20 protein-coding genes and 2 tRNA genes are annotated in these 19,806 nt (G+C 73.8%); 13 read left to right on the plus strand and 9 right to left on the minus strand.

The genetic code is table 11. The annotated features are described in order from the left end of the window. Window positions 1-36: 36 nt before the first annotated feature. A complete protein-coding gene (locus tag AB0E19_RS16485; RefSeq protein WP_362179673.1) occupies window positions 37-576 on the minus strand; it encodes a PPA1309 family protein in 540 nt (179 codons plus the stop codon). A 135-nt stretch (window positions 577-711) separates the two neighbouring features. Between AB0E19_RS16485 and AB0E19_RS16490 the strand changes: the two genes are divergently transcribed. The 4 genes from AB0E19_RS16490 (at window position 712) to AB0E19_RS16505 (ending at window position 6,132) form a co-directional block, all read left to right on the plus strand. Further along, the gene (locus AB0E19_RS16490; protein WP_362179676.1) at window positions 712-3,651 is read left to right on the plus strand and encodes a UPF0182 family protein; all 2,940 of its coding nucleotides are present in this window, start codon (window positions 712-714) and stop codon (window positions 3,649-3,651) included. Between the two features lie 43 nt (window positions 3,652-3,694). Next, window positions 3,695-3,768, plus strand: a tRNA-Met gene (locus AB0E19_RS16495). A gap of 202 nt (window positions 3,769-3,970) precedes the next feature. Continuing rightward, window positions 3,971-6,010 (plus strand): sel1 repeat family protein, encoded by a 2,040-nt coding sequence (locus AB0E19_RS16500; RefSeq protein WP_362179679.1) that lies wholly within the window; start codon window positions 3,971-3,973, stop codon window positions 6,008-6,010. Between the two features lie 48 nt (window positions 6,011-6,058). Further along, a tRNA-Met gene (locus AB0E19_RS16505) sits at window positions 6,059-6,132 on the plus strand. 123 nt (window positions 6,133-6,255) lie between these two features. On the opposite strand, the gene AB0E19_RS16510 is transcribed toward AB0E19_RS16505, so the two are convergent. The 3 genes from AB0E19_RS16510 to hisN form a co-directional block, all read right to left on the minus strand. Continuing rightward, window positions 6,256-6,672: a Fur family transcriptional regulator gene (locus tag AB0E19_RS16510; protein WP_362179682.1), complete on the minus strand. Its 417-nt coding sequence runs from the start codon at window positions 6,670-6,672 to the stop codon at window positions 6,256-6,258. Between the two features lie 28 nt (window positions 6,673-6,700). After that, window positions 6,701-7,087 (minus strand): CBS domain-containing protein, encoded by a 387-nt coding sequence (locus AB0E19_RS16515; RefSeq protein WP_169087041.1) that lies wholly within the window; start codon window positions 7,085-7,087, stop codon window positions 6,701-6,703. Between the two features lie 138 nt (window positions 7,088-7,225). Further along, entirely contained in the window at window positions 7,226-8,038 is an 813-nt protein-coding gene (gene hisN, locus AB0E19_RS16520; RefSeq protein WP_362179687.1) for a histidinol-phosphatase, read from the minus strand. A gap of 134 nt (window positions 8,039-8,172) precedes the next feature. Here hisN and AB0E19_RS16525 point away from each other — a divergent pair, with 134 nt between their 5' ends. Beyond that, window positions 8,173-8,808 carry a TetR/AcrR family transcriptional regulator gene (locus AB0E19_RS16525; RefSeq protein ID WP_362179690.1) on the plus strand — a complete coding sequence of 212 codons (636 nt, stop codon included), beginning with the start codon at window positions 8,173-8,175 and terminating at the stop codon, window positions 8,806-8,808. Here AB0E19_RS16525 and AB0E19_RS16530 read toward each other — a convergent pair. The 4 genes from AB0E19_RS16530 to AB0E19_RS16545 form a co-directional block, all read right to left on the minus strand. After that, window positions 8,700-9,023 (minus strand): multidrug efflux SMR transporter, encoded by a 324-nt coding sequence (locus tag AB0E19_RS16530; protein ID WP_169087028.1) that lies wholly within the window; start codon window positions 9,021-9,023, stop codon window positions 8,700-8,702. The two genes, AB0E19_RS16525 and AB0E19_RS16530, sit on opposite strands and share 109 nt — an antisense overlap. 93 nt (window positions 9,024-9,116) lie before the next feature. Continuing rightward, the gene (gene rsgA / locus AB0E19_RS16535; protein ID WP_362179694.1) at window positions 9,117-10,127 is read right to left on the minus strand and encodes a ribosome small subunit-dependent GTPase A; all 1,011 of its coding nucleotides are present in this window, start codon (window positions 10,125-10,127) and stop codon (window positions 9,117-9,119) included. A gap of 3 nt (window positions 10,128-10,130) precedes the next feature. After that, window positions 10,131-11,474: a 3-phosphoshikimate 1-carboxyvinyltransferase gene (gene aroA / locus AB0E19_RS16540; protein WP_362179697.1), complete on the minus strand. Its 1,344-nt coding sequence runs from the start codon at window positions 11,472-11,474 to the stop codon at window positions 10,131-10,133. Between the two features lie 20 nt (window positions 11,475-11,494). Continuing rightward, on the minus strand, window positions 11,495-12,178 hold the full coding sequence (locus AB0E19_RS16545; RefSeq protein ID WP_362179700.1) for a M50 family metallopeptidase: 684 nt from the start codon (window positions 12,176-12,178) through the stop codon (window positions 11,495-11,497). A 49-nt stretch (window positions 12,179-12,227) separates the two neighbouring features. Between AB0E19_RS16545 and AB0E19_RS16550 the strand changes: the two genes are divergently transcribed. From AB0E19_RS16550 to def, 8 genes are all read left to right on the plus strand, one after another. Further along, entirely contained in the window at window positions 12,228-13,043 is an 816-nt protein-coding gene (locus AB0E19_RS16550; RefSeq protein WP_362179705.1) for an SOS response-associated peptidase, read from the plus strand. 98 nt (window positions 13,044-13,141) lie between these two features. After that, window positions 13,142-13,777 carry an alpha/beta family hydrolase gene (locus AB0E19_RS16555; RefSeq protein ID WP_362179709.1) on the plus strand — a complete coding sequence of 212 codons (636 nt, stop codon included), beginning with the start codon at window positions 13,142-13,144 and terminating at the stop codon, window positions 13,775-13,777. A 250-nt stretch (window positions 13,778-14,027) separates the two neighbouring features. Further along, on the plus strand, window positions 14,028-14,684 hold the full coding sequence (locus tag AB0E19_RS16560; RefSeq protein ID WP_030758313.1) for a sigma-70 family RNA polymerase sigma factor: 657 nt from the start codon (window positions 14,028-14,030) through the stop codon (window positions 14,682-14,684). After that, window positions 14,681-15,007 carry a mycothiol system anti-sigma-R factor gene (rsrA, locus tag AB0E19_RS16565; protein ID WP_360611478.1) on the plus strand — a complete coding sequence of 109 codons (327 nt, stop codon included), beginning with the start codon at window positions 14,681-14,683 and terminating at the stop codon, window positions 15,005-15,007. Before AB0E19_RS16560 ends, rsrA begins: the two co-directional genes overlap by 4 nt. Before the next feature lie 121 nt (window positions 15,008-15,128). Then, the gene (locus AB0E19_RS16570; RefSeq protein WP_362180135.1) at window positions 15,129-16,475 is read left to right on the plus strand and encodes an HD-GYP domain-containing protein; all 1,347 of its coding nucleotides are present in this window, start codon (window positions 15,129-15,131) and stop codon (window positions 16,473-16,475) included. Beyond that, window positions 16,472-17,761: an HD domain-containing protein gene (locus tag AB0E19_RS16575; RefSeq protein WP_362179713.1), complete on the plus strand. Its 1,290-nt coding sequence runs from the start codon at window positions 16,472-16,474 to the stop codon at window positions 17,759-17,761. Before AB0E19_RS16570 ends, AB0E19_RS16575 begins: the two co-directional genes overlap by 4 nt. Before the next feature lie 79 nt (window positions 17,762-17,840). Next, a complete protein-coding gene (locus AB0E19_RS16580) occupies window positions 17,841-18,821 on the plus strand; it encodes a hypothetical protein (RefSeq protein ID WP_031013187.1) in 981 nt (326 codons plus the stop codon). 66 nt (window positions 18,822-18,887) lie between these two features. Further along, a complete protein-coding gene (gene def / locus AB0E19_RS16585; RefSeq protein WP_362179718.1) occupies window positions 18,888-19,538 on the plus strand; it encodes a peptide deformylase in 651 nt (216 codons plus the stop codon). Window positions 19,539-19,599: 61 nt separating this feature from the next. Here def and AB0E19_RS16590 read toward each other — a convergent pair whose 3' ends face one another. After that, complete coding sequence (locus AB0E19_RS16590; RefSeq protein WP_362179721.1) at window positions 19,600-19,740, minus strand: hypothetical protein; 141 nt, start codon at window positions 19,738-19,740, stop codon at window positions 19,600-19,602. Between the last annotated feature and the right edge of the window lie 66 nt (window positions 19,741-19,806).

Here is a 19,806-nt window from a genome sequence, read left to right on the forward strand (position 1 = left end):
TACGGGACCCCGCGCGGGGCCCCGTACCCGTACCGCTCAGCCCTCGAAGGTCGCCGCGAGCGCGTCGGCCAGCCCCGGCACCAGGTCCGGGCCGGTCAGCACCTCGGTCGGCGAGTCCTTCTCGCGCAGCCGGATCGCCGCCTCCCGGGCGCCGGTCCGCAGCACGGCCACGGTCATCCGGACCTCCTGGCGGTCCGGGTGCGCGGCCACCCACTTGTTCAGCTTGGCGCCGCTCAGGTCCTTGGGGACCTGGGCCTCCGCCGACGGCGGCAGCATCAGCCGCTCCACGGTGAGGGCGCAGCCGGCCACCCCGTCCGGCCAGGCGATGGTGCCGAGGAACTCGTCGAGCGGCTTGCCCTTGGGGATCTCCTCCTGCTCGATGGGGGTGTAGGCGGTCGCGTCCTCGCCGAGCTTCAGCGAGGGCGCCTGGGCGCGCAGCCGGGCGGTGTCGACCAGGGCGAAGAGGCGGGCGGGCCGGTCCCAGCCGAGGCCCGAGGCGTACTCGTCGATCTCGAGCACCGCACGGGTGAGGGGACTGGAGGCCATCGGCGGGCCCGAGGGGGAAAGGTTGGACATGACCAATATCCTGCCTCCTCTTCCCCCGGAGACGGGAACTAGGTAAAGCGTCAGTAAGTTGCACCAGTGGGCCCTACGATCGCGGGGCCCGCTTTCCGACGCATCAACACCGAGGGGCGCACGTTGGCTTTCCAGATGCCGGACCGTGGCGGCAGCCCGTCCGGGCCAAGGATCAGAGTCGGCCGGCCGTCCCGGCGGGCCCGCACCCTGCTGATGACACTGGGCGTCCTGGCCGTCCTGGCCATGGCGTTCGTGATGTTCGCCGGGTTCTGGACGGACTGGCTCTGGTACCGCTCGGTCCACTACTCGTCCGTGTTCACCACCACCCTGTGGACCAAGATCGGCCTGTTCGCGGTCTTCGGGCTGCTGATGGGCCTCGTCGTCGGCCTCAACATCTGGCTGGCGTACCGGCTCCGCCCGCCGCTCAGCGCGATGTCGCTGGAGCAGCAGAGCCTCGACCGGTACCGGATGGGCGTCGCCCCGTTCAAGAAGTGGGTGCTGCTCGCGATCACCGCCCTGGTCGGGCTGATCGCCGGCGCCTCCGCCTCCGGCCAGTGGCGCACCTGGCTCATGTGGGTCAACGGCGTGGACTTCGGTGAGAAGGACGTCCAGTTCGGCAAGGACGTCTCCTTCTACGCCTTCGACCTGCCCTGGTACCGCTTCCTGCTGGCGTTCGGCTTCGCCGCGGTGGTGCTCTCGCTGATCGCCGCGGCGATCACCCACTACCTGTACGGCGGGCTGCGGGTCACCAGCCCCGGCGCCCGCGCGACCGCCGCCGCCACCGGCCACCTCTCGGTGCTGCTCGGCGTCTTCGTGACGCTGAAGGCCGTGGCGTACTGGCTCGACCGGTACGGCCTGGCGGTGAAGTCCAGCGACTTCAAGGCCACCGGCAACTGGACGGGCCTCCGGTACGTCGACGCCAACGCCTACCTGCCGGCGAAGACGATCCTCTTCTGCATCGCCGTCATCTGCGCCGTGCTCTTCTTCGCCACCCTGTGGCGCCGCACCTGGCAGCTGCCGGTCATCGGCTTCGGCCTGATGGTGCTCTCCGCCGTCCTCATCGGCGGCCTGTACCCGGCGATCGTGCAGAAGTTCCAGGTCCAGCCGAACGAGCAGGCCAAGGAAGCCCCGTACATCCAGAACAACATCGACGCGACCCGCAAGGCGTACGCGATCGACGACACCAAGCTGGAGAACTACTCGGGCAAGTCGACGGTGAAGGCCAAGGACAAGCTGCGCGCGGACGCCGACACGGCGGCCGCCTACCGCATCCTCGACCCGAACATCGTCTCGCCGACCTTCCAGCAGCTGGAGCAGAAGCGGAAGTACTACCAGTTCCCGACGACGCTCGACGTGGACCGCTACCAGGGCCAGGACGTCGTCATCGGTCTGCGCGAGCTGAACATCCGCGGCATCCCGAAGCGGAACTGGATCAACGACCACTTCACCTACACCCACGGCTACGGCGCCATCATGGCCCGCGGCACCCAGACCGACGCCAACGGCTCCCCGGTCTTCACCGAGTCGGGCCTGCCGACCACGGGTGAGCTCGGGAAGTACCAGCAGAAGATCTACTACGGCGAGAAGACCGACCAGTACTCGATCGTGGGCGGCCCCCAGAAGGAGCTGGACTACGAGGAGAACGGCGAGAAGACCACCAGCTACGAGGGCAACAGCGGCGTCAGCCTGGAGAGCGCCTTCAACCGCGCGGCCTACGCGGTGGCCTTCAGCGAGCCGCAGATCCTCTACTCCGGGGCCATCGGCGACGGCTCGCGGATCCTGTACAACCGCACGCCCAAGCAGCGCGTCGAGGCCGTCGCCCCGTGGCTGACCATCGACGGCGACGCCTACCCGGCGGTCGTCGAGGGCAAGATCAAGTGGATCGTCGACGCGTACACGACCACCAACGGCTACCCGTACGCCTCGCGGACCACGCTCGGCGACACCACCGCCGACTCGCTGACCGTCGGCAACCAGCAGCGCGCGGTCGTGGCCCAGCAGAACCAGGTCAACTACATCCGCAACTCGGTGAAGGCCACCGTCGACGCCTACGACGGCACGGTCACCCTCTACCAGTGGGACACCGAGGACCCGGTCCTGAAGACCTGGATGAAGGCCTTCCCCGACACGGTGAAGCCCAAGTCCGAGGTCAAGGGCGACCTCCTGGAGCACCTGCGCTACCCGCAGGACATGTTCAAGGTCCAGCGCGAGCTGCTGACCCGCTACCACGTCACCGACCCGGCCCAGTTCTACAGCGGCTCGGACGCCTGGCAGGTGCCGAACGACCCGACCAACAAGGACAACGTGGCGGTGCCGCCGTACTACCTGAGCATGAAGATGCCCGGGGACGCGGAGCAGCGCTTCTCGCTGACCACGACCTTCACCCCCAACGGGCGGCCCAACCTCGGCGGCTTCATGGCGGTCGACGCCGACGCCACCAGCAAGGAGTACGGCCGGCTGAGGCTGCTCCGGGTCACCGAGGACGTGCCCGGCCCGGCGCAGGTCCAGAGCAAGCTCAACAGCCTGCCCGACGTCGCCACCTTCGTCCGTGACATGCGGGGCGCCGACTCGGACATCCAGTACGGCAACCTGCTGACCGTGCCGCTCGACGGCGGGTTCCTGTACGTGGAGCCGGTCTACGCCCAGGGGCGGAACGCGCTCTACCCGCTCCTGAAGAAGGTCGCGGTGTCGTACGTGGACGCCGACCAGCCGGGCGGCGACACCACCAAGGACACCACGGTGTTCGAGAACACCCTCACGGAGGCGCTCAACGCGGTCTTCGGCGTGGAGGGCACGACCCCGCCGACGACCCCGCCGGGCACCGAGCAGCCGCCGACCACCCCGCAGCCGCCGGCCTCGGCGGACGCGGCGCTGAAGCAGGCCATCGCCGACGCCCAGAAGGCGTACGACGCGGGCGAGGCGGCACTGGCGAAGCAGGACTGGGCCGCCTACGGCAAGGCCCAGGAGGACCTCCAGGACGCACTGGAGAAGGCCGCCGAGGCCGGTGCCAAGCTCCAGCCGTCCGGTGCGGGCGGTGCCGAGAAGCCGGCCGAGAAGCCGGCCGAGGGCAGCTGACCTGCGAGATTCACCCCGCGTCGTGATAGTGTTACTTCACCGACGCGGGGTGGAGCAGCTCGGTAGCTCGCTGGGCTCATAACCCAGAGGTCGCAGGTTCAAATCCTGTCCCCGCTACTGACACGAGGGCTCGGATCCATAAGGATCCGGGCCCTCGTCGCGTGTCGGCATGACGGAGGGCATCGAAGAGCGGTACGGAAGGGGCGAGTTGAGGCCTGACGTGTTTGACTTGTCTCTCTGTGGGCATGTCGACAAAACGCTGAGGTGACCTCACGGGCTGCGGTATACCGGGTGTGCGCGGGTTGCGGGTGGTGCGACGATGGTATTTATGGGGGACAGGGCAACTCTGTTGGAGACAGGGCGGTTTGTGCAGCGGCACGCCAGAAATGCCGCGGACGAGATCATCGAGGCCGTGCCGGCCGTCGATGCGGTCGTCGTCGACAGCACCCCCCGAGCCGGGGCCGTCCCGGACGCCGGACCGGACACCGAGGCCGAGACCGAGGCCGAGACCGAGGGCCGGCACCGCAGGGCCGCCGAGCGCGGTGACACCGACGCCATGAGCGCCCTCGGCGCCCTCCTGCTCCGCCGCGGCGACCTCGACGGCGCCGAGCCCTTCCTGCGCGGCGCCACCGCCGAGGGCGACCGCGCCGCCGCCAACAACCTCGGCGTCCTCCTCCACCAGCGCGGCTACCCCGACGAGGCCGCCGGCTGGTGGCGGGTCGCCGCCGTCGCCGGCTCCGCGCCGGCCGCGCACGCCCTGGGCCGCCTCCACCGTGAGCGGGGCGACGAGCCCGCCGCCGAGTACTGGCTCCGCCAGGCCGCCGAACAGGGCCACGCCCTGGGCGCCTACGCCCTCGCCGACCTCCTGGAGCACCGCAGCGACGTCGGCGCCGAGCGCTGGCTGCGCGCCGCCGCCGAGCAGGGCCACCGCGAGGCCGCCTACCGCCTCGCCCTCGCCCTGGAGCGCCGCGCCACCGAGACCCTGCGGGGCCCGCACGCCTACGGCCCCACCACCGCCACGGGCCGCGCCGGCCACGCGTACGACACGGCCGGCCGCCTGCGCGCGGCCGACCCCGCGCGCGCCGGCGACGACCGGCCGCCCGTCCCCGTGCCCGCCCCGGCCCGGGCAGGCGAGACCGGCGGCGCCGGGCCGCTCGGCGAGGCCGAGCAGTGGTTCCGGCAGGCGGCGGCCCGGGGACACCGGCGGGCCGCGCTGCACCTCGGAGCCATCCTGGAACAGCGCGGCGAGCTGAAGGAGGCCGGCCGCTGGTACCTCAGCTCCGCCAAGGAGGGCGAGGCGAAGGCCGCCTGCGCCCTCGGCTTCCTGCTGCGCGACGCGGGCGACGAGGAGAGCGCCGCCGTCTGGTGGCTGCGCGCCGCCCAGGACGGCGACGGCAACGCCGCCAACGCGCTCGGCGCCCTGCACGCCGCCCGCGGCGAGCAGCAGACCGCCGAGCGCTGGTACCGCGCCGCCATGGACGCCGGGGACGTCAACGGCGCCTACAACCTCGGCCTGCTCTGCGCCGCCCAGGACCGCCTCCCGCAGGCCGAGCAGTGGTACCGCCGCGCCGCCTACGCCGGCCACCGCGAGGCCGCCAACGCGCTCGCCGTGCTGCTCCTCCAGGCCGGGGACGCGGGCGGCGCCGAGCCGTGGTTCTCCAAGGCCGCCGAGGCCGGCTCCGTGGACGCCGCCTTCAACCTCGGCATCATCCACGCGGGCCGCGACGAGGACCGCTCCGCGCTCGCCTGGTACGAACGGGCCGCCGCCGCCGGGCACACCGAGGCCGCCCTCCAGGTCGGCATCGCCGCCCTGCGCGACGGCGACGAGCGGACCGCCGAGCGCCACCTGCGCTGCGCGGCGGGCGGCGGCAGCGCCGAGGCCGCCTTCCGGCTCGCCACCCTCCTGGACGCCCGCCGCCCCGACCCCGGTCCGGTGGTCCTCGGCGCGCCCGTGGACCAGAAGACCGAGTGCGAGGAGTGGTACGAGCGGGCCGCCCAGCAGGGCCACCGGCGCGCCCAGGTCCGGGTCGGCATGCTCGCCGCCGGCCGGGGCGACCTCACCGGGGCCGCCCGCTGGTACCGGGAGGCCGCCGAGGCCGGCAGCCGCAACGGCGCCTTCAACCTCGGTCTGCTCCTCGCCCGCGAGGGCAGCGAGCGCGAGGCCGCCCTCTGGTGGACCCGGGCCGCCCGGGCCGGGCACGGCCGCGCCGCGCTCCGCCTCGCGCTGCTCGCCGCCCGCCGGGGCGAGCTGTCCGAGGGCCGCAAGTGGTGCGCCCACGCCGTGGAGCTCGGCCCGGCCGAGGTCGCCGAGCGGGCGGCGCGGCTCAGCGAGGCGCTGCACCAGGAGCTCACGGCGTAAACGCGATTTGCTCCTGTCACGACAGTCCCGTAAAGTGGTGTTCACCGACGCGGGGTGGAGCAGCTCGGTAGCTCGCTGGGCTCATAACCCAGAGGTCGCAGGTTCAAATCCTGTCCCCGCTACTCAGTAGCCCGAAGGCCCGGATCGTATCCATACGATCCGGGCCTTCGGCGTTTCGGTGTGTCCGGAGGCGCGGGCACACGAAGAAGGGGCGCCCCGGCGGGGCGCCCCTTCTCGGTGGACGGCTAGGCCGCCGCGCAGTTCGGGCAGAGGCCGCGGTAGGTGACCTCGACGTTCGAGATGGTGAAGCCGAAGCGCTCCGCGTCCGGCAGGTCCTTCAGCGGGTCGCCCGCCGGGTGGACGTCCCGGATGGCGCCGCAGCCGGCGCAGATCAGGTGCTGGTGGGGCCGGTGGGCGTTGGGGTCGTACCGCTTGGCGCGGCCGTCGGTGGCGACCTCGATGACCTCACCGAGCGTCACCATCTCGCCCAGCGTGTTGTAGACGGTGGCACGGGAGATCTCGGGCAGGCGCTCGACGGCGCGGGCGTGCACCTCGTCGGCGGTGAGATGCACGTGGTCGCCGTCGAGGACCTCGGCGACGACACGGCGCTGGGCGGTCATCCGCCAGCCGCGTCCGCGCAGTCGTTCCAACAGGTCGCTCATGAGGGTCAGGGTAACAGCGGGGGGAATTTCAGTCGGCCACGCTGTGGGCCGGCAGCCAGCAGCGGATGATGTCGCGGACGGACACCATGCCGACCGGTCCCAGGTCGTCGAGGACCACGAGGTGGCGGAAGCCGCCGCGGGTCATCGCCTCGGCCGCCTCCTGGAGGGTCCAGCCGGGGGCGGCGAAGACCACCTCGTGGGTGGTGTGGGAGCCGGCCGGCTCCCGGTCGGGGTCCTCTCCCCGGCCGAGCGAGTTGAGGATGTCGCGCTCGGTGAGGATGCCGAGCCCGGCGTCGCCGTCCAGGACGACGGCCGCGCCGACCCGGCGGGCCGACATCAGCCGGGCGGCCTGCCGGAGTGTGTGGGCGGGTCCGATGGTGAGGACCACCGTGCTCATGGCGTCACGGACGAGCATGGATGGAGCCACCTCCTCGGCGAACCGCCCCTCAGGAGCGGTTCACAAATGCACAAGTGGGGGCTCCCAGAGTTGCACCGGGAGAGGGGTCCGACAAGGGGGCGCGCAAGGCGTCCCCCGGGGCGGACGGGAGCGCGTTCAGGCGCCGGGCGTCCCCGCGGACCCCAGCCGGCCGAGCAGCTCCTCGTGCAGCAGACCGTTGGAGGCCGCCGCGTTCCCGCTGTGCGGGCCGGGCCGGCCGTCCAGGCCGGTGTACGAGCCGCCGGCCTCCTGCACCACGATCGCCACCGCCGCCATGTCCCAGAGCGACAGCTCCGGCTCCGCGCACAGGTCGACCGTGCCCTCGGCCACCATCATGTACGGCCAGAAGTCGCCGTACGCCCGGGTCCGCCAGCACGCGCGCGTGAGGTCCAGGAAGGCGTCCAGCTTCCCGCGCTCCTCCCAGCCGCTCAGCGAGGAGTACGCGAAGGAGGCGTCGGCCAGCGAGGCCACCTGGGACACCCCGATCCGGCTCCCCGACGCCGGGCCGGTGCCCGTGAAGGCTCCCAGCCCCTTCGCCGCCCACCAGCGGCGGCCGAGCGCGGGCGCCGACACCACGCCGACCACCGGCTCGAAGCCGGTCTCGCCCTCCTCCATCAGCGCGATCAGGGTCGCCCACACCGGCACCCCGCGCACGTAGTTCTTGGTGCCGTCGATCGGGTCGATCACCCAGCGGCGCGGGCCGGTGCCCTCGACGCCGTACTCCTCGCCGAGGATCGCGTCCCCGGGCCGCTCCTCCTGCAGCCCGGCGCGGATCAGCTCCTCGGCGGCCCGGTCCGCCTCGCTCACCGGGGTCATGTCGGGCTTGGTCTCGACCTTGAGGTCGAGGGCCCGGAAGCGGGCCATGGTGGCCGCGTCGGCGGCATCCGCGAGGGCATGGGCAAGACGCAGGTCATCGTGGTAATCGGCCATGTCCGGCACTCTAGCGCCGCCCGGACGCCGCCCGCCGGACCGTCTCGCGCGGCCGTGCGAACCCTCCCGTCCCTTGACAGCGCAGGTGCGGCCTGCCGACGCTGGGGGGCCACCGTCCCGGTCCGGAGGCGCCCATGCCGACCGCCCGCGAGGCCCTCCTCGACGCCGCTCTCGCCGCCCTGGCGCGGCACTCCTGGTCCGCCGTCCGGATGGCCGACCTCGCCGTCGCCGCCCGGGTCTCCCGGCAGACGCTCTACAACGAGTTCGGCAGCAAGGAGGGGCTGGCCCGCGCCCTCGTCCGGCACGAGGCCGACGCCTACCTCGCCGGCGTACGCCGCCTCCTCGCGGCCCAGGAGCCGCCCCCGCGGGCCCTCGCGGCCGTCGCCGAGTGGACCGTCGTCCGGGCCGGCGACCGGCCGATACTGCGCGCGCTGCTCACCGGCGCCTGGACGGAGGGCCTGCCCCGGCCCCGCCCCGCCCGGCCGGGCGCCCGTCCCGCCCCCGTACCGGCGCAGCGAAGGGCCGACGCAGGGCCGCCGGCGCCCGGGGAACTGCTCGCGACGACGGCGCTGTGCGCGGGGGAGCGGTGGGCGGCCGGCTGCGAGCTGGCGCTGCGGCTCGCCGTCAGCCATGTGGTGGCCCCGGCGCTGCCGCCGGAGGGTCAGTGCGCGGAGCCGGACAGCTGGAGGCCGATGACCCCCGCGATGACCAGCGTGATCGAGACGATCTTGAGCGTGGAGACCACGTCGCCGAGGAAGACCATGCCGTAGATCGCGGTGCCGGCCGCCCCGATCCCCGTCCACACCGCGTACGCGGGCCCCACGTCGAGCTTCCGCAGGGCGAGGGTCAGCAGCCCGAAGCTGCCGAGGGCGAAGCAGGCGAAGGCGATCGTCGGCCAGAGCCGGGTGAATCCGTGGGAGAGCTTCAGGCAGACCGCGAACCCCGTCTCCAGGATCCCGGCGACCACCACCAGCAGCCACGCCATCGTTCCCGCCTCCCACCAGGTCGGATTCCTCGCACTTGTGCGGTTATGTCCATACCGGCATGGAGGCGGGCGTAAACACCGGCGGGGGAGCGGTCAGTCGCCCTCGCGGCGCTCCCGGGTGGCGAGCAGCCGCCGCAGCGAGAAGAGCCGCGCCGGATCCGCGTGCCCCTCCGCCACCCAGGCGTCCAGGGCGCACTCCGGCTCGTCGTGGCTGCACGCGCGCGGGCACTCCTCCGTGCCGGGCTCCAGGTCGGGGAAGGCGTGGATGACCCGGGCCGGGTCGACGTGGTGCAGGCCGAAGGAGCGCACGCCCGGGGTGTCGATGACCCAGCCCTCGGCGGCGTCCAGGGGCAGCGCGAGCGCCGAGGTGGTGGTGTGCCGGCCGCGGCCGGTCACCGCGTTCACATGGCCGGTGATCCGCCGCTTCTCCACCGGCACCAGCGCGTTCACCAGCGTCGTCTTGCCGACGCCGGAGTGGCCGACGAAGGCGGTGACCCGCCCGTCCAGGTGCTCCCGCACCCGGTCCGCCGCGCCGCCGTCGTACAGCTCCTCGCGGTTCACCACCACGTGCGGGATGTCCAGGTCGCCGTAGAGCTCCAGGAGCTTTTCCGGCGGGGCCAGGTCCGACTTCGTCATCACCAGGAAGGGCTCCAGGCCGCCGTCGTACGCGGCCACCAGGCAGCGGTCGATCAGCCGGGGGCGCGGCTCGGGGTCGGCGAGCGCGGTGACGATCGCGAGCTGGTCGGCGTTGGCGACGACCACCCGCTCGTACGGGTCGTCGTCGTCGGCCGTGCGGCGCAGCACCGAGTCCCGCTCCCCGATCCGCACGATCCGGGCCAGGGTGTCCTTCTCGCCGGACAGGTCGCCCACCAGGGAGACCCGGTCACCGACGACCGCGGCCTTGCGGCCCAGCTCGCGGGCCTTCATCGCGAGCACGGTCCGGTCCTCGACCAGACAGGTCAGCCGGCCGCGGTCCACGGTGAGGACGAGGCCCTCGACGGCGTCCTCGTGCTTGGGACGGATGGAGGTGCGGGGCCGGGTGCCCTTGCGGTTGGGCCGCTGGCGGATGTCGTCCTCGTCGGTGCGCTTGCCGTAGTGCCGCATCGTTCAGGCTCCGAGCATTTCGGTCCACATCCCCGGGAAGTCCGGCAAGGTCTTGGCCGTCGTCGCCACGTCCTCGATCTCCACGCCCTTCACGGCGAGGCCGATGATCGCGCCCGCGGTCGCCATCCGGTGGTCGTGGTACGTGTGGAACACGCCGCCGCGCAGCGGGCGCGGGCGGATGTGGAGGCCGTCCTCGGTCTCCGTGACGTCACCGCCGAGGCCGTTGATCTCCCGGGTGAGCGCCGCGAGCCGGTCGGTCTCGTGGAGCCGCAGGTGCGCCACCCCGCGCAGGGTCGAGGGGGAGTCGGCGAGGGCGGCGACGGCCGCGATGCCGGGGGTCAGCTCGCCGACCTCGCCCAGGTCCACGTCGATGCCGTGGATCCGGCCCGTGCCGGTGAAGGTGAGACCGGCCTCGGTGAGCTCGCAGGCGCCGCCCATCTCGGTGAAGATCCGGCGCAGCTCGTCGCCGGGCTGGGTGGTGCGGGCCGGCCAGTCGGGGACGGTCACCCGTCCGCCGGTGATCAGCGCCGCCGCCAGGAACGGCTGCGCGTTCGACAGGTCGGGCTCGATGACCAGGTCACGGCCGCGCAGCGCCGACGGGGCCACCCGCCACACGTCCGGGGCGCCGCCGTGCTCCGGCTCGTCGACCTTGGCGCCCACCGCGCGGAGCATGTCGACGGTCATCCGGATGTGCGGCATCGACGGCAGCCGGCCGCCGACGTGCCGGACCTCGACGCCCTGGTTGAAGCGGGCACCGGAGAGCAGGAGAGCGCTGACGAACTGGGAGGACGAGGAGGCGTCGATCTCCACGACCCCGCCCTCCAGGCCGCCGGTGCCGTGCACGGTCATCGGGAGGGCGCCGCGGCCCTCGTCGTCGATCCGGGCGCCGAGCGCGCGGAGCGCGTCGATCACCCCGTGCAGCGGGCGCTCGTGGGAGCGGGGGTCGCCGTCGAAGCGGACCGGGCCGTCGGCGAGCGCGGCGACCGGCGGCAGGAAGCGCATGACCGTGCCGGCGTTGCCGACGTCGACCGTCGCGGGGCCGCGCAGCGGGGCGGGGATGATCCGCCAGGCCTCGCCGCTGCCGTCCGGGCCCACGCCCTCGTCGATCTTCACGCCCAGGGTGCGCAGCCCCTCGGCCATCAGCAGGGTGTCGCGGGAGCGCAGCGGGCGGCGCACCCAGCCGGGCTCGGCGGCGAGCGCGGCGAGCACCAAGGCGCGGTTGGTGACCGACTTCGAGCCGGGCACGGTCACGGTCGCGTCGACGGGGCCGCCCGCGTACGGAGCGGGCCACAGGTCCTGGGCTGCGGAGTGCGACGGATCGGGGTGCGCGGGGGAAGCTGCGGTCATGCCCTCACTGTACGGGGGTGTCAGAGACCGAGAAGCCAGGTGGCGCCGCCGATCAGGCAGCTGAGCGACACGACGTGGAAGAAGGCCAGCCACACTCCGGCGGGCACATGGGTGAGCCGGGAGAGCTGGTCGGCGTCGGAGGTGGGGGCCCCGCCGTGCCGGCGCGTGGACTGGAGCTCGAAGGGGGGCCGGACCCCGCCCAGGAGCAGGAACCACACCACCGCGTACGCGAAGGCGGCCTGCACCTCCGGCGCGGCCAGCCAGGACACCAGGACGAAGAGTCCGCCGGTGAGGAGGACGCTGAGGATCCCGTACGCGTTGCGGACCATGACCAGGACCGCGAGGAGCAGCGCCGTCGCCGCCCACAGCAGCACGGCGACCAGGCCCGCGCCGAGCAGCGCCGCCCCGCCGAGGCCGAGCAGCGGGGCCGCCGTGTAGCCGGCGGCCAGGGTGAGGACGACGCCGAGGCCGGTCGGGCGGCCCCGGGTGACGGTGAGGCCGCTGGTGTCCGAGTGCAGCCGGATCGCCTGCAGCCGGCGGCGGCAGGCGAGCGCGACCAGGGCGTGGCCGCCCTCGTGGGCGATGGTGATCGCGTTCCGCGCGAGCAGCCAGATCCGGCGGGGCACGGTGACGGCGAGCGCGGCGACGCCGGTGGCGATCACCAGCCACTCGGGCGGGGCGGCCTGCGGGCTGAAGAGGTCCATCCTTCGGTCCGCTCCTCTCGGGCTCGGGGATCGTGGCAGTGTGGCACGCATGTGCGGACGATTTGCGGCCGGCCGGCGCCCCGAGGATCTCGTCGAGACCTTCGGGATCGAGAAGTGGGAGCCGACGGAGACCCTGGAGCAGGACTGGAACGTGGCCCCCACCAAGGAGGTCCACGTCGTTCTCGAACGCCCTCTGAAAGACGCGGAGAGCCGCCGTCCGGTTCGCCAGCTGCGCGCGCTGAAGTGGGGACTGGTCCCGTCCTGGTCGAAGTCGCCGGAGGGCGCGGCCCGGATGATCAACGCCAGGGCGGAGACGCTCCACGAGAAGCCCTCCTTCAAGCGCGCCTTCCAGTCCCGCCGCTGCATCCTGCCCGCCGACGGCTATTACGAGTGGGTGACCGGCGCCGCCGAGCGCGACCTGGAGGTCGAGGGGAGGAAGAAGCGGCCCCGCAAGCAGCCGTACTTCGTGACCCCCGCCGACGGCTCCGTCATGGCCATGGCGGGTCTGTACGAGTTCTGGCGGGACCCCGCGCTGCCGGCCGAACACCCGCACGCCTGGTGGGCCACCTGCTCGGTGATCACCACCGAGGCGGAGACCGCCCCGCTCGGCGTGGCGCCCGCCGAGGGCCCCGGCTCGCTCGCCGAGATCCACCCCCGGATGCCGCTGATGCTCACCGAGGACCGCTGGGACGCCTGGCTGGACCCGGCCACCACCGGACTCGACGAGCTGCGCGCCCTGCTCGCGCCGCCGCCGGAGGGCCTGATGCGGGCCTTCCCGGTCGCCACCGCCGTCAGCAACGTCCGCAACAACGGCCCCGAACTGCTCGCCGAGCTGGCGGGACCGGAGCTCGGCACGCTGTTCTGAGGCGCGCGGTCCCGAGGCACCCGCTTCTGGGGCACGTGGTTCCGAGGCGCGCGGTCCCGGACCGCCCCCGGGGCCGCCCCGGGCGGCAGGATGGGGACGTGACGAAGATCGAGACCGTGCCCACCGACGCCGGTGAGGCCCGCATCACCTGGCACCCCGCCCGCGAGGCCCGCCGCGTCCTCGCCCTCGGCCACGGCGCCGGCGGCGGCATCGAGGCCCGCGACCTCGCCGCCCTCGCCGCCGCCCTGCCCGCCCACGGCGTCACCGTCGCCCTGGTCGAGCAGCCCTGGCGGGTCGCGGGCAGGAAGGTCGCGCCCGCGCCGAAGACCCTCGACACCGGCTGGCGCGGGCTCTGGCCCGCCCTCGCGAAGCCCGGCCTCCCCGTCGTCGCGGGCGGGCGCAGCGCGGGCGCCCGGGTCGCCTGCCGCACCGGCGCCGAGCTCGGCGCCGCCGCCGTCCTCGCCCTGAGCTTCCCGCTCCACCCGCCGGGCAGGCCGGAGAGCTCCCGGGCCGCCGAACTCCTCTCCACCGGCCTCCCCACGCTCGTCGTCCAGGGCGGCAACGACCCCTTCGGCAAGCCCGCAGAGTTCCCGTCCGGAGGCACGTACGAACTCGTGGAGGTCCCGTACGGCGACCACGGCTTCGCCGTCCCCAAGCGCGCCCCCGTCGACCAGGACGAGGCCGTCCGCGGCATCGTCGGAGCGGTCGCCGACTGGCTCGCCGCCCTGCGCTGACCCCGCCGCCGCCCCGGGAATGCCGGGGCCCGGGGCGCTGTTGTGGAGAGCGTCGGTGTGAGAAGCGAGAGAGGGAGTCCGTCGCATGGGTTCGACCATCTGCCCGGAGCGGGCCAGGTCCGCGGAGCTCGACTGGACCGTGCTGCCCGCCCCCAAGGCCGCCCCTATTCGGGCGGCGGGCGGAGCCGATCCTCGTCTATCCTCCGAAACGAGCGGGTCCGGCATCGGCCCCGTCACCGCGCTGGAGGAGGTGGGTCCGGTCACTGGGACCGACACAGGGACCGACGACGGCCCCGAGGAGACGACCGAGGAGCGCAACGCGCGCTTCGAGCGGGACGCCCTCGGCTTCCTCGACCAGATGTACTCCGCCGCGCTGCGGATGACGCGCAACCCCGCGGACGCCGAGGACCTCGTGCAGGAGACCTACGCGAAGGCGTACGGCTCCTTCCACCAGTTCCGCGAGGGCACCAACCTCAAGGCGTGGCTGTACCGCATCCTCACCAACACCTTCATCAACTCGTACCGCAAGAAGCAGCGCGAGCCCCAGCGCAGCGCCGCCGAGGAGATCGAGGACTGGCAGCTCGCCCGCGCCGAGTCGCACATGTCGACCGGACTGCGCTCCGCCGAGTCGCAGGCCCTCGACCACCTCCCCGACTCGGACGTGAAGGCGGCGCTCCAGGCGATCCCCGAGGAGTTCCGCATCGCGGTCTACCTCGCCGATGTCGAGGGCTTTGCCTACAAGGAGATCGCCGACATCATGGGGACCCCCATCGGTACGGTGATGTCCCGCCTGCACCGGGGCCGCCGCCAGCTCCGCGGCATGCTCGAGGACTACGCCCGCGAGCGCGGCCTCGTCCCCGCCGGCGCCGGAGAGTCGTCCAAGGATCTGAAAGGCGCGGACTCATGAGCTGCGGAGACCCGCACGAGACGGACTGCTCGGAAGTCCTCGATCATCTCTACGAGTTCCTCGACCGGGAGATGCCCGACGGTGAGTGCACCAAGTTCGAGGTGCACTTCGAGGAATGCTCCCCGTGCCTGGAGAAGTACGGCCTGGAGCAGGCGGTGAAGAAGCTCGTCAAGCGCTGCTGCGGCAGCGACGAGGTCCCCACCGACCTGCGCGCCAAGGTCATGGGCCGGATCGACCTGATCCGCGCCGGGCACCTGGTGCCCGAGCAGGACGCGGTCGCCCCCGAGGCGCAGACGCCGCAGACCCCGGCCGCCCAGGAGTGACCGGACGGGTGTGCGGGTCCTCCGCCGCGCATCCGTCAGCTTGTATCACCCGATGGTAGGAATCGACGGCGGCCCGCCTTGAGCGGCCGCCGTCCTCGCTAGCGTGCACCGCGTGACGGTCGTGAAGCCCCTCCCGCGAACGGCCCGCGCGTACATCGTCTGCGCCGCCCTCGGGGCCGGAGCGTGCGCCCTGCCCGCGCTCCTCCCCCCGTCGCCCACCCCCTGGGCGACCGCCGGCCTCCTCGCCGCCCTGTACGCGCTCTGCGAGCTGCCCGCCCGCTGCCGCCTCCTCGGCCGCTCCGCCGGCGGCTCCGTCCCCATGGGCACCGGCTCCTTCTACCCGGTGCTGCTCGCCGCCGCCCTGCTGCTGCCCCCGGCCGCCGCCGCGCTCACCGCCCTCCCCGGCGGCCTCCTCGCCCGGGTCGACGAACCCCCCGCCCGCTGGCGCCGCACCTGGCGCGCCGCCGCCACCGCCCTCGCCGTCTGGGCCGCCGCCCACACCGCCGCCGCCCTCGACGCCCCCGGCGGAGCGTTACCCCACGCGCTGCTCCCCGCCCTCGGCGCGGCCCTCGCCTTCTGCCTCGTCCTCACCGCCCTCGACGGCGGCATCCGCGCCACCGCCGACGGCCTGCCGCCCCGCGCCGCCTGGCGCGGACTCCTCGGCCGCGCCCTCGCCCCGCACCTCGTCCACGGCCTCGTCGGCCTCATGATGGCCGTCCTCTGGCGCAGCCCCCACGGCCCCGCCGCCGCCCTCCTCGTCCTGCTGCCCATGTACCTCTCCTGCTGGGTCTTCGCCCAGTACCACCACGAGCGCGCCGCCCACCAGGCCACCATCCGCGCCCTCGTCCAGGCCGTCGACATCAAGGACAGCTACACCCGCGGCCACAGCGAACGCGTCGGCCACGCCTCCGTCCTGATCGCCCGTGAGCTCGGCATGGACGGCGACCGGCTCGACACCGTCCGCTTCGCCGGCATCCTCCACGACGTCGGCAAGCTCGGCGTCCCCACCCGCGTCCTGCGCAAGGACGGCCCGCTCACCCCCGAGGAGCGCCGGATCATCGAACTCCACCCCGAGTACGGCCACGAGATGGTCCGCGGCATCGGCTTCCTCGGCGAGGCCCGCGCGGCCGTCCTCCACCACCACGAACGCATCGACGGCACCGGCTACCCCTACGGGCTGCGCGGCGAGGAGATCCCCGAATGCGCCCGCGTCGTCGCCGTCGCCGACGCCTTCGACGCCATGACCTCCACCCGCTCCTACAGCCGCGCCCGGCCCGTCGCCACCGCCCTCGCCGAGCTGGAGCGGTGCGCCGGCAGCCACTTCGACCCCCGGATGGTCGCCGCCCTCGCCCGCGCGCTCGACCGCTGGGGCTGGCGGACCGCCGTCACCGCCGACGAAGCCGGTACGCAGGTCCCCGCGCCCCGCGCCCCGGGACCGCTCGCGCCCCAGCCGAAGGAGCCCGCATGAGACCGGGCGCGGCCACCGTCGGCGCCGTCCGCGCCGCCGCCCTCCTCCTCGGCGCGGCCGGCCTCGCCCACACCCTCTGGCACGGCCTCGCCGAACCCGGCAACGCCCTCGCCTTCGGCACCCTCGTCGCCCTCGGCGAACTGGCCCGCCGGGGCGCCCGCCCCGTGAGCGAGGCGCTGCGGGGGAGCGAACCCGCCCCGCTCGCCGCGGCCGCCGCCCTCGCCTACGCCCTGCTCGGCGCCGACGCCGGCACGCCCACCACCCACGGCGTCCTCCAGACCGTCGCCGTCGTCTGCGCCGCCGGCCTCGCCGGGATCGTGCCCCACATCGCCCGCCGCCGCGCCCAGGACGACGACCGGGGCCCCGACCCGGACCACCTCGCCCGCCGGGTCCTCACCGTCGGCTTCGCCGCCCTCTGCTTCCAGCCGCTCTACAACGCCGGCGCCCTCACCGGCCCCGTCGGCACCGGCGCCCCCTACGTCCTCTTCCTCCTCCTCGTCCTCGTCCTCACCGGCCTCTGCGACGCCGTCCTCGCCGCCCTGCTGCTGCGCGCCCGCACCGCCTACCCGTACGGCCCCCTCCTCCGCGACGAACTGCGCGCCCTCCTCGGCATCGGCTCCGCCGTCTGCGCCACCGGCGTCGTCATGGCCCTCGGCGTCGCCGCCGCCGGACTCTGGGCGCTGCCCGTCCTCGCCGTGCCGCTGCTGCTCACCCAGGTCTCGTACCGCCGGTACGAGACCGTGCGCACCGTCAACCGGCAGACGATCGCCTCCCTCGCCCGGGCGACCGAGATCGCCGGCTGCACCCCACCGGGGCACGCCCGCCGGGTCGCCGCCCTCGCCACCGCCGTCGGCCGCGAGCTGGGCCTCGGCGGCTCCGAGCTGACCGTCCTGGAGTACGCCGCCCTCATGCACGACATCGGCCAGCTCTCCCTCCTCGACCCCGTCCCCGGCGGCGCCACCGCGCCGCTGCCCGCCGAGGACCAGCGCCGGATCGCCCTGCTCGGCGGCGAGGTGGTCCGGATGACCGGCGTCCCCGCGGCCGTCGCCCACGTCGTCGAGCGGCAGGCCGATCCGTACCGCGAGCAGCCGCTGCCGGCCCGGATCGTCCGCACCGTGAACGCCTACGACGACCTCGCGGGCGAGGACGGGGGCGCCGCCCTGGAGGCCCTGGAGACGCTCAGGCTCGGCACCGCCCGCGACCACCACCCCGAGGTCGTCGCCGGTCTGGCCCGGGTCCTCGCCCGCGACGGAGCCCCTGGGGTGACCTCGTCCCCGACGGGGTAACCCATGGGTAATGAGCGCGCGTCCGACCCGGCATGGTTGGATGCGAACAAGAGGGTGAAGCGACCGGCAGGCGGGAATCGTGAGGATCTTCGGGAAGGTACGGCATCGGCCCTCCGCCTCGTGGCGGCAGGCCACCGACCGCGCGTTCACGCTGATCGGCGACGGCCGGTACGAGGACGCGGGCGCGCTGCTCACGCGGGCGGCCGATCTGGAGCCCTGGCTCTCCGAGTCCTGGTTCAACCTGGCGCTGCTGCACAAGTTCCGGCACGACTGGGAGCAGGCGCGCGCCGCCGGACTGCGGGCCGTCGCCCTCCTCGACAAGGAGACCGGCGCCCCCGACTGGTGGAACGTCGGCATCGCCGCCACCGCCCTCCAGGACTGGCCGCTGGCCCGCCGCGCCTGGCAGGCGTACGGCCTGAAGGTCCCCGGGGCCTCCTCCGCCACCGGCGAGCCCGCCGGCATGGAGCTGGGCAGCGCCGCCGTGCGGCTCTCGCCCGAAGGGGAGGCCGAGGTCGTCTGGGGCCGCCGGCTCGACCCGGCCCGCATCGAGGTCCTCTCCATCCCGCTGCCGTCCTCCGGCCGCCGCTGGGGCGAGGTCGTCCTCCACGACGGCGTCCCGAACGGCGAGCGGACCACCACCGCCGGCCCCTCCTACCCCGTCTTCGACGAGATCGAGCTGTGGGCGCCCTCCCCGGTCCCCACCTGGGTCGTCCTCCTGGAGGCCGCCACCGAGGCCGACCGGGACGCCCTGGAGCAGCTCGCCGCCGAGGCCGGCTTCGCCGCCGAGGACTGGTCCTCGTCGGTACGGCTCCTGTGCCGCGCCTGCTCCGAGTCGACCATGCCCAGCGCCGAGGGCGAGGGCGACCACGTCGACCCGCACGACCACAGCGAGCCCGGCCACCCCGGACCGCTCGGCCACCGCTCGCCCGGCGAGCTGTGGGTGCCCGAGCGCGAGTGCGGCATCGCCGCCCCGGCCGACCTGGTCCGCGGACTCCTCGACGGCTGGGTCGCCGACAGCCCCGACAGCCGGGAATGGCGCGATCTCGAAGAGGTCTGCTGAGCCTTCCGCCCCGGCCCCGTAGGCTGTCCCCGACGGAATCGGGTTTTCAGGAAGGCGCGGCGGCACATGGCGCAGCAGGAGTCGGGCGAGCAGATCTTCACGGGCTACGCCCTGGACGACGACGGCTACATCGTGGACACGGAGGACTGCGAGGCGCGTGAGCTCGCGCACCGCGAGCGGGGCACGTCCCGCCCGATCACGGTCGTCGGCAACCCGGTGCTGCACCACGAGTGCAAGGACGTCACCGAGTTCGGCCCCGAACTGGCCGCCCTGGTCGACGACATGTTCGCCAGCCAGAAGACGGCCGAGGGCGTCGGCCTCGCCGCCAACCAGATCGGCGTCGGCCTCAAGGTCTTCGTCTACGACTGCCCCGACGACGAGGGCGTCCGGCACACCGGCCACGTCGTGAACCCGGTGCTCCAGGAGCTGCCGGCCGACCGCCGCCACCTGGACGACTCCAACGAGGGCTGCCTCTCGGTCCCCACCGCCTACGCGGAGCTGGCCCGCCCCGACTTCGCCGAGGTCCACGGCCAGGACCTGCACGGCAACCCCATCAAGGTCCGCGGCACCGGCTACTTCGCCCGCTGCCTCCAGCACGAGACGGACCACCTCTACGGCTTCCTCTACATCGACAAGCTCTCCAAGCGCGACCGCAAGGACGCGCTGCGCCAGATGGAAGAGGGCACCCCGCGCTACCCGGTCGTCGCCAACGGCTGACCGGCCCGCCCGTGACGAAGGGCCCCGCACCGGCACGGTGCGGGGCCCTTCGTCGTACGTCCTACTGCCAGCTCATGTCGCCGAGGACGTTGACCGGCACGGACTGCCAGCTCATGTCCCCCGCGGAGGCGGTGGCGGCGGTGCCGCCGACGATCAGCAGGGTGAGGACGGCGGTCGCGAGGGCGCGGGTCTTGCGGGTCAAGGTGTTTCCCCCAGAGGAGCGGTGACGCTGTACAAGATCAACTCTAGTGCGGTCGCCGCGCCCCGG

The sequence above is a fragment of the Streptomyces sp. NPDC047974 genome, from assembly GCF_040653375.1.
GTDB lineage: Bacteria > Actinomycetota > Actinomycetes > Streptomycetales > Streptomycetaceae > Streptomyces.

Excerpts from the sequence above, each read along its gene's own strand:
- AB0E19_RS16485 (WP_362179673.1), bottom strand. The coding sequence starts at position 576 with ATGTCCAACCTTTCCCCCTCGGGCCCGCCGATGGCCTCCAGTCCCCTC.
- AB0E19_RS16490 (WP_362179676.1), top strand. The coding sequence starts at position 712 with ATGCCGGACCGTGGCGGCAGCCCGTCCGGGCCAAGGATCAGAGTCGGC.
- AB0E19_RS16500 (WP_362179679.1), top strand. The coding sequence starts at position 3,971 with ATGGTATTTATGGGGGACAGGGCAACTCTGTTGGAGACAGGGCGGTTT.
- AB0E19_RS16510 (WP_362179682.1), bottom strand. The coding sequence starts at position 6,672 with ATGAGCGACCTGTTGGAACGACTGCGCGGACGCGGCTGGCGGATGACC.
- AB0E19_RS16515 (WP_169087041.1), bottom strand. The coding sequence starts at position 7,087 with ATGCTCGTCCGTGACGCCATGAGCACGGTGGTCCTCACCATCGGACCC.
- hisN (WP_362179687.1), bottom strand. The coding sequence starts at position 8,038 with ATGGCCGATTACCACGATGACCTGCGTCTTGCCCATGCCCTCGCGGAT.
- AB0E19_RS16525 (WP_362179690.1), top strand. The coding sequence starts at position 8,173 with ATGCCGACCGCCCGCGAGGCCCTCCTCGACGCCGCTCTCGCCGCCCTG.
- AB0E19_RS16530 (WP_169087028.1), bottom strand. The coding sequence starts at position 9,023 with ATGGCGTGGCTGCTGGTGGTGGTCGCCGGGATCCTGGAGACGGGGTTC.
- rsgA (WP_362179694.1), bottom strand. The coding sequence starts at position 10,127 with ATGCGGCACTACGGCAAGCGCACCGACGAGGACGACATCCGCCAGCGG.
- aroA (WP_362179697.1), bottom strand. The coding sequence starts at position 11,474 with ATGACCGCAGCTTCCCCCGCGCACCCCGATCCGTCGCACTCCGCAGCC.
- AB0E19_RS16545 (WP_362179700.1), bottom strand. The coding sequence starts at position 12,178 with ATGGACCTCTTCAGCCCGCAGGCCGCCCCGCCCGAGTGGCTGGTGATC.
- AB0E19_RS16550 (WP_362179705.1), top strand. The coding sequence starts at position 12,228 with ATGTGCGGACGATTTGCGGCCGGCCGGCGCCCCGAGGATCTCGTCGAG.
- rsrA (WP_360611478.1), top strand. The coding sequence starts at position 14,681 with ATGAGCTGCGGAGACCCGCACGAGACGGACTGCTCGGAAGTCCTCGAT.
- AB0E19_RS16575 (WP_362179713.1), top strand. The coding sequence starts at position 16,472 with ATGAGACCGGGCGCGGCCACCGTCGGCGCCGTCCGCGCCGCCGCCCTC.
- def (WP_362179718.1), top strand. The coding sequence starts at position 18,888 with ATGGCGCAGCAGGAGTCGGGCGAGCAGATCTTCACGGGCTACGCCCTG.